General features: G+C 48.7%; 10 protein-coding genes. 5 read left to right on the top strand and 5 right to left on the bottom strand.

The genetic code is table 11. From position 1 onward, the window contains the following. The 4 genes from H6859_03680 to miaB form a co-directional block, all read right to left on the bottom strand. Positions 1 to 975: an HlyC/CorC family transporter gene (locus tag H6859_03680; GenBank protein ID USO06300.1), complete on the bottom strand. Its 975-nt coding sequence runs from the start codon at positions 973 to 975 to the stop codon at positions 1 to 3. A gap of 23 nt (positions 976 to 998) precedes the next feature. Beyond that, positions 999 to 1,472 carry an rRNA maturation RNase YbeY gene (gene ybeY / locus H6859_03675; protein ID USO06299.1) on the bottom strand — a complete coding sequence of 158 codons (474 nt, stop codon included), beginning with the start codon at positions 1,470 to 1,472 and terminating at the stop codon, positions 999 to 1,001. Positions 1,473 to 1,481: 9 nt separating this feature from the next. Further along, a complete protein-coding gene (locus H6859_03670) occupies positions 1,482 to 2,396 on the bottom strand; it encodes a PhoH family protein (GenBank protein ID USO06680.1) in 915 nt (304 codons plus the stop codon). A 131-nt stretch (positions 2,397 to 2,527) separates the two neighbouring features. Continuing rightward, positions 2,528 to 3,904, bottom strand: a complete 1,377-nt coding sequence (gene miaB, locus H6859_03665) for a tRNA (N6-isopentenyl adenosine(37)-C2)-methylthiotransferase MiaB (protein ID USO06298.1) — start codon at positions 3,902 to 3,904, stop codon at positions 2,528 to 2,530. Positions 3,905 to 4,025: 121 nt separating this feature from the next. Here miaB and H6859_03660 point away from each other — a divergent pair, with 121 nt between their 5' ends. The 4 genes from H6859_03660 to H6859_03645 all read left to right on the top strand — a co-directional run bounded on the left by H6859_03660 (position 4,026) and on the right by H6859_03645 (position 11,080). Next, positions 4,026 to 4,514 (top strand): hypothetical protein, encoded by a 489-nt coding sequence (locus H6859_03660; protein USO06297.1) that lies wholly within the window; start codon positions 4,026 to 4,028, stop codon positions 4,512 to 4,514. 71 nt (positions 4,515 to 4,585) lie between these two features. Beyond that, positions 4,586 to 6,028: an alanine:cation symporter family protein gene (locus H6859_03655; GenBank protein USO06296.1), complete on the top strand. Its 1,443-nt coding sequence runs from the start codon at positions 4,586 to 4,588 to the stop codon at positions 6,026 to 6,028. 213 nt (positions 6,029 to 6,241) lie between these two features. Beyond that, entirely contained in the window at positions 6,242 to 10,036 is a 3,795-nt protein-coding gene (locus tag H6859_03650) for a hypothetical protein (GenBank protein ID USO06295.1), read from the top strand. Between the two features lie 111 nt (positions 10,037 to 10,147). After that, complete coding sequence (locus H6859_03645) at positions 10,148 to 11,080, top strand: TIGR01459 family HAD-type hydrolase (protein ID USO06294.1); 933 nt, start codon at positions 10,148 to 10,150, stop codon at positions 11,078 to 11,080. Between the two features lie 8 nt (positions 11,081 to 11,088). On the opposite strand, the gene H6859_03640 is transcribed toward H6859_03645, so the two are convergent. Continuing rightward, entirely contained in the window at positions 11,089 to 12,069 is a 981-nt protein-coding gene (locus H6859_03640; protein ID USO06293.1) for a patatin-like phospholipase family protein, read from the bottom strand. A 51-nt stretch (positions 12,070 to 12,120) separates the two neighbouring features. On the opposite strand from H6859_03640, the gene H6859_03635 reads away from it, so the two are divergent. Beyond that, positions 12,121 to 13,896 (top strand): ABC transporter ATP-binding protein, encoded by a 1,776-nt coding sequence (locus tag H6859_03635; protein USO06292.1) that lies wholly within the window; start codon positions 12,121 to 12,123, stop codon positions 13,894 to 13,896. Positions 13,897 to 13,909: the final 13 nt, after the last annotated feature.

The following is a 13,909-nucleotide window of genomic DNA, read 5'->3' as shown; positions in this document are numbered from 1 at the left end:
CTATTCACCATCCTGCGCAAGGTCAGGGTTCTGCGGTATGCGTGTGATTTTTAGACGGTTAATCCGGCGCGGATCAGCATCTAGAATTTCAAACATCATACCGTTAGAATGGGTAAGAACTTCTCCGCGCGCAGGCACCCGACCTGCCAGATAAAATACAAGCCCCCCCAGCGTATCACTTTCCTCACGTTCTTCTTCATCCAGTATATGTCCATAGCGTCGCTCAAATTCTTCTAACCACACGCGGGCATCTGCCACCACAGAAGAACCATCCAATGCTTCGAGCATTTGCGGATCATCTTGCGTATCGTGCTCATCTTCAATCTCTCCAATGATGCTCTCAATCACATCACCAATCGTGATAAGCCCGTCAATCCCGCCATATTCATCTACCACCAGCGCCATATGCCGCCGCGAATGACGCATTTTCAGAACCAGATCAAGGATTGGCATTGAAGGGGAAACGATCGGAATCTCGGTAATCATTTCTTTAAGATTGATCCTTTCGCCCTTGCTCAGACCCGCAACGATATCTTTGACATGTACTGTCCCTAAAACATCGTCCAGCGTTTCCTTGTAAACAGGAAGACGGCTGAATTGCAAATCTGCAAGCAATGCCAGCAAATCGTCTTGCTTTATATCCACATCAATCGCGACAATATCGGCGCGTGGGATCATTTCATCTACAACAGTGATGTCGCGGAGCTTCAGAATGTTGGAAAGCAAAACGCGTTCATGCGTCGAAACAGAATCGGTGTTAAAGCCCTGTGGCTTGACAATATATTCTTCAATGGCTTCACGAAGATCATCATCACCTCTGTCTTTCCGGCCTGTAATTAAAAATTTTAAACGGGGAAGAAAACCGGGGCGTTCGTGTTTTTTGCTACAGCCACGCTCACTCCTGTCATCAGGAGTTTCATCCTGAGACGTGTGTGCTGTATCAGTGAGGGGTAAATTTTCCAAATCTATACGCATTTCCAACATGTCTTTGGCAAGGATTATGCCACGAAACTCTCGTGATCATAAGGGTTTTTTATATTCAACGTTCTTAATATCTCGATTTCAAGCGATTCCATGATCTGCGCATCTGCTTCTTCAATATGATCATGCCCAAGCAAATGCAAAAGTCCATGCACAATCAAATGCGTCGCATGATCTTCAAACCTCTTATCCTGTTCTTTGGCTTCATCGCGCACGGTTTCATAAGCCAGAATAATATCACCCAGCAGCATCGGCTCGTCTTGCGGGAAGGACAGCACATTGGTCGGTTTATCCTTGCCCCGCCATTCCTTATTCAGCGCTTGCACAAAATCATTATCCGCCAGCACAAGGCTCAGCTCTTTACCCTGCGCCTCAACATCGGCTTTTTCCAATGTCAGACCAATCACGGAAATCACAATATTTTGAATATCGCGTATCGCGCGTGTCCATTCACTATGCTGGATTGATATATCAATAATGGGCTGGTTCATAAAGTAAGGCTATTTCTTGTTCTCATAAGCATTAACAATCTTGCTCACCAACTTATGACGAATGACATCATCTTTTTGGAAGTGAATAAACTGGATGTCTTCAATGCCGTCAAGAATCTCGCTCGCATCGCGCAGGCCTGATTTCACTCCCACAGGTAAATCGGTCTGCGAAAGGTCGCCATTTATCACCATGCGTGAGGACTCCCCCAGCCGTGTCAAAATCATCTTCATCTGCGTTGTCGTGGTGTTTTGTGCCTCATCCAGAATCACAAATGCATTGCTTAAGGTGCGCCCGCGCATAAAGGCCAGCGGTGCAATTTCAATATCCCCATCTTCGATTTTTTTAACCATAAAATCATATGGCATCATGTCGTGCAGCGCGTCATAAATTGGTCGCAAATATGGATCAACTTTATCCTTCATGTCGCCAGGTAAAAAGCCCAGCCGCTCCCCGGCTTCTACGGCAGGGCGAGCAAAGATTAAACGCTCCACCTTGCCTTCAAGATACATCGCAACACCCACGGCTACAGCCAGATATGTCTTTCCGGTCCCCGCAGGGCCAAGTCCAAACACCATTTCATGATCAAGAATAGAGCGCATATAGAGCGCCTGATTAGGCGAGCGAGCTACAATCGTCTTCTTCTTGGTTTTAATTACAATGTCATCTTTGGACATAACCTTGTCTTTTTGTTCCTGTGTTTTCGGCTTTTCTTTATCTTCTAAAAAACGCAGCTCTGCATCAATTTCTGCTGTGCCGACCTCATGATTTTGTTCAATTTTATTCCATAAACGATTGAGAATGTGCTCGGCAGTTTTTATAGCCCCGGCATCACCCGAAAGCGTAAGCCGGTTACCGCGATCGGCAATATCAATACCAAGCCTGTCTTCAAGATAATGCAGATGCGCATTATGCGCACCAAACAGCAGGGGGAGGAGGTCGTTCTTCCTGAACTCAATAGTTTGACCGGAAACTTTTTCAGTGCTCAAACAGCTTTTCCTTTGCCAGTTTCTGATACATTAATTTTACAACAAAAATGTTAAGATTTCCATTTTATTTAGGGTGCAACCCGGCTCTCGGTTTCCCCCGTCACCACGTTGCCGGTCAGTGAGTTTTCATACCCCTCACTGATCTTAACATCAGCGATTGAATTCATCAGACGTTCATTGCCCTCAACAAACACCGATTGATTAAACGGGCTGCGCCCCACAAGCTGCCCCTCGCGTTTGCCCTTGCGATCAAACAGAATGGGCAGGGTAAGGCCAACGCTCTGGCGGTTAAAGGCAATCTGCTGTTCATTGAGCAAACTCTGCAAACGCGCCAGACGCTCAGAGGCAATGCTCTCATGTACAAGATTTTGCATATTCGCCGCCGGCGTACCGGGACGGGCGGAGAATTTAAAACTATAGCACGAAGAAAACTCAACCCGGCGTACCAGATTCATCGTGTCTTCGAAATCTTCTTCCGTTTCACCGGGAAAACCGACAATAAAGTCCGATGAAAAGGCAAGATCAGGCCGCGCCTTGCGTAGCTTTTCAATCACATCAAAATACAAATCGCGCGTATGCTTGCGGTTCATCGCTTTCAAAATTTTGTCAGAGCCCGACTGCACCGGCAAATGCAAAAACGGCATCAGCTTGTCCAGTTCCCCATGTGCCGCAATCAGATCATCGTCCATATCACGCGGGTGCGAAGTGGTATAACGGATGCGCTGTATGCCTTCAATCTCGTTAATCGCGCGTAAAAGCTGTCCCAGCCCCCAAACACTGCCATCCGGTCCGGTGCCGTGAAACGCATTCACATTCTGCCCCAGCACAATAATTTCGAGTGCGCCGTTATCGACCAGCCGCTTGGCCTCATTCAATATCTCCTGAACGCTGCGTGAATATTCACTGCCGCGCGTATAGGGCACCACGCAAAACGTGCAAAATTTATCGCATCCTTCCTGAATAGAAAGAAACGCCGATACGCCGGAATTTTTTTGCTCTTCGGGCAGCTTGTCGAACTTGTTGTCTCCGTCAAAGTCGGTATTCACAATTCGCTCATTGCCGTTGGCTTTGAGCACCATCTCTGGCAATTCATGATAGGTCTGCGGCCCAAACACCATGTCTACATAGGGCGCGCGTTCTAAAATGAAATCACCTTCAGCTTGGGCCACGCAACCTGCAACCGCCATCAGCATCTTGCCACCGTCCGCCTCTTTCTTTTCTTTCAAAGGACGCAAGCGCCCCAAATCTGAAAACACCTTATCGGTGGCTTTTTCCCGAATATGGCAGGTATTGAGAATCACCATATCCGCATCGTCTGGCGTATCAACGACTCTATAGCCCAGTGGTCGCAGAATATCAGACATGCGATTGCTGTCATAACTGTTCATCTGACAGCCCCACGTCTTAATAAATAGCTTTTTGCTCTTCTGTACGTTATTTGGCATGCAGGCTTTAAATCACAGACTTCATTGGAAAATCAAGATTTATCATCAGAAAACTGGACAAATATGGCATCATTAGACTATAAGCAGAGCTTCAATTTGACCCGTTCATCAAGGACATTGCATGCCACGACTTTTATCCTTTATCACGCTGATCATTTTGCTTATTCCAACTTTTGCAATGGCCGCCTCTTGTTATTCACCGGTTGAGGCTGAAGCTGAGCAAGGTATTCGCATCCATAGCGAACTCATGGTTATCGGCCTGAACTGCCAGCATATGGGCGTGCGCAAGGGTGATAATTTATATCTCAAATATCGGCAATTTACCGCCGATCATGCGGAATTGTTCGCAAAATATGAACAAATTCTCCTGTCCCATTTTTCAAAATCAGGCACAAAAAAGCCTGAGGAAAAGCTCAACGCGCTGCGCACCAATTTCGCCAACAAAATTTCTAACGATGCAGCCGCTATGCGCCCTGATGTTTTCTGCTCACGCTACGCCCCGCGCATTACGAAAGCATCCGAAATGAAACACAACGACCTGCGCAAATGGGCGTCAACATTTTATGAATCGCATCCCGTATCTAAACCATTCTGCGCATCCGGGGGATAAATCTGTGGATATTTTTATGGGCTCAAGGCTTTTTTCTTTAAATATAGGCCTGTAAACGCAACGCTAAACCTATGAGTATTGATTCAAAAATTGACACATTCGTTCAGCCCTTTGCCGAACATGCGGCAAACTTTGTATTTTACTCCGTACCTATCGGCAGTGGCCATGAAATAAAGCTGATCCTGGTCTGGCTCGTTGTTGCCTCGCTGTTCTTTACCATCTATCTCGGCTTCGTCAATTTTCGTTATTTTAAACACGCGATCGATCTGCTACGCGAACCCGCAAATCCTGACGATCAGACGACAGGTCAGATTACCAGATTTCAGGCACTTGCCACTTCGCTCTCCGGCACTATTGGGCTGGGAAATATCGCAGGCGTAGCAGTCGCTATTTCGGTCGGCGGCCCCGGCGCAGCGCTGTGGATGGTCTTTATGGGCTTGTTCGGTATGTCGACTAAGTTTGCCGAGGTCGTAATGGGGGTCAAATACCGCCAGTTTCTCGATCCCAATCACCCGGATCGCGTATCTGGCGGGCCGATGTATTACATTCGTGAGGCTTTTCGCGAAAAAAACATGCCGCTGCTCGGCGGCGTCATGGGAAGCTTCTTTGCCATTTGCTGCTGCTTTGGCGTACTCGGTGCGGCCAGCCTGTTTCAAACCAATCAGGTGTTCCAGCAAGCCCTGATCATTACCGGCGGCGAGGGCAGCTTTCTGATTGGTAAGGCCTGGATGGTTGGGCTGTTCATGGTCTTTATTGTCGGGCTTGTTATCATTGGTGGCATCCGTTCCATCGCCGCCGTAACCAGCAAAATCGTCCCTTTCATGGGCGGGCTTTACCTTTTGACCGGATTATTTGTTATCGGCACATATTATGCACAACTCCCCGCCGCGCTGGTCAGTATTGTAACAGCCTCATTTTCTCCTGAGGCCGGTTTGGGAGGGTTTCTCGGTGCGCTCGTCATGGGTGTGCAGCGCGCAGTTTTTTCCAATGAGGCAGGACTCGGCTCTGCTGCCATTGCTCACGCCGCTGTCAAAACAGATCAGCCTGTAACCCAAGGGCTTGTCGGTATGTTAGGCCCCTTCATCGATACCATTATCGTGTGCATGGTCACGGCATTGGTCATCATCATCACTGGTGCTTACGAACAGGGCAATGGCATGGAAGGGGTAGAACTGACCTCCCGTGCCTTTGGCAGCGTATTGCCATGGTTCCCTTACGTGCTGTTTGTCGTCGTCTTCCTGTTCGCGTATTCAACTTTACTGTCATGGGCTTATTACGGCGTAAAAGCCTTCACCTACCTATTCGGTAACACTGACCTCAACGAAATGTTCTATAAAATCATCTTCTGCATTTTCATTGTCATTGGCGCATCCGCCAAGCTCGATAACGTTATCCTGCTCACAGACGCATCCGTCTTCATGATGGCGATCCCCAACCTGATTGGCTTATATTTACTCGCTCCCGCATTGAAAAAAGATCTCAATGCCTACACCGAGAAATTAAAAGCCACATAACCACATAATAAGTTATCCACAATCACCGCTTTTAAAAAACACAACAATAACAAGCAGATAATTTAGTGCAAATCGCCGCTCTGTGAATAACTCAAACGTTGTAAAAAAACCCGCTTGCGCCCACCTGTCTATCATGGCTTTTTAGAATTCCATCGAAACCATGGAAGAAATATTGCTCGCCACAATTATGGCCGGCAATAAGGAGTGCTGGGCATGCGCGATAAAGCGGCTGTAAAAATGACGGAGTCCCCGAAAGTAACGAAGAAAGAGGCTGATGAAAAAGCCCCGGTAAAGTCTGCACAGGACTTAAGCATAGATGTCCGTGCCAGCAAAGCTCAGGAATTGCGGGAAAAAATTTCCGATAAAACAATAGGCAAAGCAAGCGGCTTCGGTGCGCTGAAAATCTCCGCCGTATCTGAAGGGCATGGCGACACATTATCCGAAAGAACGGAAAGTTTTGACCACGATGAGGAGCCGGTTCTGCTGCTCAAACCCTCCAACCAGAATATCAGCCTTGGTGAAACGCCGCGCACCATGAAAATCGCCGGTGCGGCGGGTGTTTTCGCCACATTATTCTGGCTCGGCTTTTGCGTGGCTTATATCGCCACCGCTCCGGCATTGGAACTTACGCCGCAAAGTCTCGGCGCAGTTCTGGCAGGCATGATGGCACCGCCGGCGTTGTTTTGGTTAATTCTCTCATCACTCAATCGTCGCAGCGACATCGACATCTACGCCGCGTCCCTGCGCTCAGAATTGCAAACGCTGCTCTTCCCATCCGAAGAAACCGCCAGCCTGATCAACAAAGATGTTGAGCGTCTTTGCCGTCAGGCCGCTGAAATTGCCGCCGCTTCCAAGGCAACTCTAAAATCCTTGCAGCGCGCCCGTCAGGGCTTGCGTGTTGAGATCCGGGACTTCTCAGGCGTATCTAAAAAGGCAGAATTCCACATCGACCGTCTCGCGGAAGGCTTGCAAGAACGCTCCGGCAAGCTTCTGTCCCTGACCGAGGAAATCGAACAGCGCACGGCTACGATTGATGAACGTACGCAAGTCGGTGCCGACGCCTGGGATCAGGCCACGCTTATTGTCCTTGAGCGCGCTGCTGAAATGGAGGCTGCTTTGGGCAAAGGCACAGATAAATTGCTTGAAGCAGCAGAGAAAACCTCAGATAAAACCAAGGACATTGAAAACGCGCTGCAAGGCACGTATACGGCGCTAAACGATACAGTAGATCAAATTGCCGGTCGTCTTGAAGATTTAAGCGGACGTTTTGACGATCACCGTTCTGGCCTGGCCGATACAGCCGATACCATGAGCAATGAAACCGAACGCCTTGCTGAAATGATCCGCGATCAGGTCGAAGGGCTCGAAGAGATAACCGATCGTACCATTGAGGCCATGACCCGCTCAGCCGACACGATCAAAAGCCACAAACAGGGGCTCGAAGACAGCGCTCAAGATCTTGCTCTTCGTTCTCAGGATATTGCCAAAACATTATCATCTGAAGTGAGGAATATTCACGAAGCAATTGATTTTGCAGATGAAAAAAGCTCTAAACTAGAAGAACGTCTAAACTCAAAAACTCAAAAACTCCACGATGTCGTCAGCGGTATTGCTGACGAAGCCAATGTGATCGAAATCGCTGGTGAAAAGGCTGCCCACCAATTAAGCGAGGCCCTATCCTCAGCCATTGCAGGTTCCGAAAATATTGGCAGTGCTGTAAACCGTGCAGTAGAAGCTCTTGATATTGCAACACAATCTGCCAACGATAAAGCCGAAGGCTTGTTGCAAAATACACAAAACCATATCGGTAGTCTCAATGAGGCGGGGCGCAAGCATGCCGAAGAAATTCGTAATATTGCCAAAATGCTCGAAGATAGCCGCGCCCAGATCGAAAGTGCGTCAACTGCAACACAAAGCCATATCGAAGACCTATCTCAGGCCGTCGAGGCCCAAAACCACCAGATCACGGTTTCTAGTGCCAGCCTGATGGAGCGTATCAGCGCTGTGAAAGAGGCGTTAAGTGCGCCGCTTTCCGATATTAGGAGCGCAATTAATGATGCTGATATGCGTCATGAAATGATTGAAAGCGTCTTGAAGCGCCGTGTTTCCGACTTAAACGAAGCTAGTGAAAAAGCTACACAAAGCGCTGAAAATATTAGAGAAATTCTGCGTGGGCAAGCACAGGAAATTTCCTCGCTCTCCGGGCGGATTTCCGGCAACGCCCGTACCATCAACGACCAGATGCGTACGCAAAAAGACGATTTGGCCGCGCAGGTGCGTGATGCTCTGGAAAAAGTTGATAGCGTACGCATGGCTCTGGATAAACAGTCTCAGGATATTGAACACATATCAGAACAGGCTTGTGAAAAAATTTCAGTATTCAGTAAAGAGCTTTCAGGTCGTTGTGTTGAAATGAGCAATCTGACCAGGCACAATTTCGATCGCCTTGATGAGCTTGATGAGGCTTTGGCAGAAAAAACAGGCGCATTGAAATCCCGTGCTGACGAGGCAGCGCAGTCAATTGAGATTTTTAAAACTGCTCTGCTGGATACGGCAGAGGAAATTGAACCGGTCTACGAAAAGGCGATTCAGGGCGCTGAAGATGTTCAGGATCGTTTCGAAACACTGCGAATTGAATATGAGAAAACTAGTGAAAGTAATTTAAATAAACTCAGGCAGATAGGAGTTGTTTTTGATAGCAGACTTGAAGATTTAAAAGCCGGTTCTGACGAAGCAGCCTCCATCCTCAAATCCTCCAGCGACCATTTGCAAGCCCGCGCCCAGGACATTGAAACGGCGTCTCGCTCCGCCAGTAGCAAAATGCAGGAAATCGCCGCAGCATTATCCGATCAATCCTCCGATATCCACTTAACAACCGATCAGGCGCTTTTGAAAATTGAAACCGTGCAAAAAGCGATTAACGAGCAGTTCCACGAGCTTTCTGCTTCTGTCGGGCAAGCCATTGCCCGCATTCAGGATGCCGGAACTGAGTTTACTCACCAATCCGAAGGTCTGCAGGCGCAATCAGACCGTGTCGCAATGCATTTCGAAGGTCTTGGCGCCAAGGCGCGTGAAGAAACAGGCATGCTTCACGAAGCCAGTCAGAAAACCGTGATTGATACCGAAGAAATGGTTCGTCGCGTACAGGCCGAAGCCGAAGATCTGCTGTCCAAAGCACAAGGAGCATTGCTGGATCTCAAGAAATCCGGCGACAGCTTTACACTGCGCGCCCGCGAAATCGAGGAGCATATGAAAGCTTCCCTCAAGACGTCCGAAAAATACGGTCAGCAAATGCGTACACAAGCCGCTCAGGTTGCCGAAACCTCCGCGCAATCCGTTGACAAGCTTGGCAAATCTATAAAAGCCTTGAAAACACGCATGGATGATATTGGACAAGCCGCCAATGATGTGAGCGCCAAGGTCGAAAGCACTCGCGAGAAGCTCTCCGGAGAGTCTGAGCGCCTCATCAGTGTTTCAACTGCCGCACTGGAATCGGCCCAAACTGCGTCTCAAACTTTTGGTAAGCAATCTGAAACGCTGCTCAAGGCATCGCAAGATGCTGTACAGGCCGCCGAAAAAATGCACCAAAACACGCTGCACGTACAACGCGAAAACTTCATGAACAGCGCCAAATTCATTGTTGAAAGCCTACATTCTATGTCTGTCGATCTTACGCGAATTAAAGACGGTGAAATCTCCGAAAAAACCTGGAAAGCTTTCCAGAAAGGCGATGTTTCAGCCTTTACGCGCCGCCTCTCCGGCCTCACAGATCAGGCCGCGATCGACAAAGCGCGTGATAAATTCGCCAAAGACACGGAGTTTCGTACATACGTACAACGCTATATTCGCCAGTTTGAGGAAATGTACACTCAGGCGCAAACCAACGATCATGGCGCAATGTTAAGCTCGACCATCGCGTCCAGCGAAATTGGCAAGTTATACGAAACGCTGGTCTCCATCGCCGGTAAAAAATCCGCTATCTCTGAAGGGACATTAAAGGCGGCTTAATGCGAATGAGCTGAATACAATTAAGGTCTATTGATCTCCGCTTGCAAAACCATAATAATATGAAGCGTCAAATTTGAGCATTCTCTCTTAAGACTATAGACGGGCCAGATAATGAACACCAAGACCAAGTTTTGTAACGGTATTTCCGATATTTCCGACAGCTATGCCGGCTTTATCATCGACCAGTGGGGCGTACTCCACGATGGACACAAGCCCTACGACGGTGTGGTTGACTGCTTGAAAGAACTCAAATCCCGTAAAAAACACATTATCATCCTGTCCAATTCCGGCAAGCGCGCTGAAGCTAACAAAGAACGTCTAAAAAAAATCGGTATCGGTCCCAGCCTTTATGATCAGATTGTAACCTCCGGGGAGATAACCTGGCAGGGAATTGATCAACAAAATGAAGGGTTTTTTATCGGGCTTGGCAAAAAAGTTTATGTCATAAGCCGCGGCGGAGACCGCTCAATTGTTGACGGGCTTGATATTGAGGTTGTGGGCGACCCTGCCAAGGCAGACTTCCTGATTATCAGCGGCTCTGACGCGCCAGATAAAACGCTCGAGGATTATGAGCCAACCCTGAAGAGTGCAGCACGCAAAGGCCTGACTGCTCTTTGTGCAAATCCTGACAGCCGCGGCGTTATGGGATCACAAAGCATTATGGGGCCTGGCACACTGGCCCGCCGTTATCAGGATTTTGGCGGCGTTGTACATTATATCGGCAAGCCTCATCAGCCAATTTTCAAACATTGCATCAGGATATTGCAGGAAAAAGAGATATATCCCGGCCAGACAATCGTGATCGGTGATGCGCTTGCCCACGATATCCTGGGCGGCGATCTGGTGAATATTGATACCTGCCTGGTCAAAACCGGCTTGCACACACACGCCTTCGAGCACGCACAAACTCCGGCTTCAATGAATAAAGCCCTGATCCTGCTTTCACATCAGTTTAACAACGTACGCCCAACATATTTGGTGGAAAGCCTGAAATGGGGCAACCCGCTTCCGGATCGGAAACACAAAAAACGCGCCGCGCGTTAAGTAGAAGGCTAAGCATCATGCGGAGGCAGAAAAACCTCCATCGCATCTCTAATATCTGGTAGAGCCTTCACTGCGGCATCTTCTCCGCGCGCAATAAGTTCTTCGGCCTTTTCAAATTCCAACAAACCAATGTCACCGATCTGGGGCTTGATATGAATATCCGGCGGATCCCCGGCCAGCCGCGAACGGGTCATACGATCCTGCATAATCCCCAACGCCGAAACCATAACGCCAAACAGACTCGGCGCATGCTCCTGACGCTTAAACAGCCGCTTGGTCAGTGTTGATGTATATTTAGCTTGCTCTTCTGGCGGCACATCGGCATCATTAAACAAATCAAATCCGGCCACTGTCTGATACCCTTGGCCGGGTTTAGCCGCTTTCCCGATAATATCGGCGTTCAAATCAACGCCAATCGTCATACGTGCGCCCATCGCTTGCGCCGGGGCTACCGGCACGGGGTTAACCAGCGCACCATCCACTAAAAAGCGATGATTGCGCTCTACCGGAGGAAACACACCGGGCAGCGCAAACGAAGCGGTCATTGCCTCAATCAAAGAGCCCTTGCGCAGCCAGACTTCGTGACCCGTTACCAAATCCGCGGCAATCGCAATAAACGGGGCAGGGAGGTCTTCAATCTCCATATCCTTAAAATTTTGCTCAAGAATTTTTTTGAGCTTGTGTCCGCCGATCATTCCGGCGCTGCGCACCCGAAAATCGAGATAGGATAAAATGCGCATCCGGTTAAGCGAAAGCGCCCAGTCTTCAAACTCGTCAAGCTTCCCGGCCAGATAACTCGCCCCGACAACCGCACCAATCGATGTGCCCGCAACAATAGACGGACGAATGCCGTGACGATTTAAAACATTCAGCACACCGATATGCGCAAATCCGCGCGCCATACCGCCGCCTAGGGCTAAACCAATTCCCGGCGGATGTGCCGGAGCTTCAGAATCCAAAACCTCTTTATCGCTCTCAGAATCGCTCATGTGTACTTCTTTTCTTGAAGTTTTCTCTCCTTCAAGTATAACACAAAACACATGTCTAAAGATATTACTCATCACGCTGCGCTGCCGAAGAAAACAACGCTTAACCTCATGAAAAGGTTGGTGAAAACATATCTTGCGCCATATTGGGTGAGTGTTTTGACGGCCTTGCTTTTCATGGCTCTGGCCGCCGCAATGACCGCCGCCGTCGCCCAGCTTATGCAGCCAATCCTGGATGAGGTTCTCAATGGCAAAAAAACCGACATGATTTTGCCCGTAGCCGCAGTAATTTTGACTGTGTTTATCCTACGGGGAATTTCAACCTATGCGCATACAATCATGATGAACAAGGTCGGCCAATCTATTGTTGCCGATATCCAAAAAGATCTATTTTCGCACTTCATGGTGCTGGATTTACAATTTTTCCACGACAATCCAAGCGGCCAGCTCATCTCACGTGTGATCAATGATGTGAATGTTATGCGCATCGCCGTTTCCGATACACTCACCGGCTTTGGCAAAAGCATCCTGACATTGGTTTTTCTCACCGGCGTAATGTTTTATCAGGACTGGAAACTCTCACTGGTCGCCTTCACGATCTTTCCATTTGCTGCGCTCTTTGTCGCGCGACTTGGTCGCCGCTTGCGTAAGGTTTCAACATCCATTCAAAAAGAACTCGGCAGCCTGTCCGACCGTCTCTCACAAATCTTCCACGGCATACGCCAGGTCCAGGCCTACGGTATGGAAGACTTTGAGCGCGGCCGCGCCGGAGAAGCTATCGACAGTGTAAAAAACCTGAACATCAAATCTGTACGCATTGGCAATCTTTCCACACCGGTCAATGAAATTCTCGTCGGTTTCGTTTTCTTCGGCATTATTCTTTATGGTGGGCATGAATCTGCAGAAGGGCGCATGAGCGCCGGACAACTCGGCGCGTTCATCGCGGCTTTTACACTGGCCTATGAACCCATGAAAAAACTCGCAAGACTAAACAACACAATGCAAACGGGCCTAGGCGCAGCGGAGCGTGTGTTCCAGATGATAGATCTTGTTCCCAACATTCAAAATGAATCCGGCGCGCGGGAACTCGCCGATAAAACGCCCTCTATTACCTTCACCGATGTCCAGTTCCAATATGAGGAGGGTGATACCCACGCTCTTGATGGCATCAGCTTTACCGCCAAATCCGGCAGCGTCACAGCGCTTGTTGGTCCATCTGGCGGCGGGAAAAGTACCGTCATGAATCTTATCCTGCGCTTTTATGATGCAAAATCTGGCCACATAGAAATTGCCAATCAGGATATTCGTACCCTTACACTTGAAACCCTGCGGAGGCATATAGCGCTTGTCTCGCAGGACATCACGATCTTTGATGATACCATCGCTGCTAATATCGCCTATGGTCGCCCCGACGCCACACAAGATGAAATTATCGCCGCCGCCAGGGCCGCCGCCGCCCATGATTTTATTGAAAGTTTTCCAAGAGGCTATGAAACGCAAGTTGGTGAAGACGGCGTAAAACTTTCCGGCGGTCAGCGCCAGCGTCTTTCAATTGCTCGCGCAATATTGCGTGATGCCCCAATCTTGTTGCTCGATGAAGCTACATCCGCGCTCGATAACGAATCTGAAAAACTGGTGCAAGACGCGCTGCATAAACTGGAGGAGGGACGTACAACACTTGTAATCGCGCATCGCCTCTCCACCGTACAAAATGCAGATCAAATCCTTGTGCTTGATCATGGTCGAATTGTTGAACGTGGAAATCACGAGGCCCTGATACAGGAAAAAGGACTTTATGCTAAAATGTATCAGACAGGCTTAAAGGATTAGGCTGAACAGGATT

The sequence above is a fragment of the Rhodospirillales bacterium genome, from assembly GCA_023898785.1.
Classification (GTDB): domain Bacteria; phylum Pseudomonadota; class Alphaproteobacteria; order Micavibrionales; family Micavibrionaceae; genus TMED27.
This window is presented reverse-complemented; position numbering and strand designations above follow the sequence as displayed.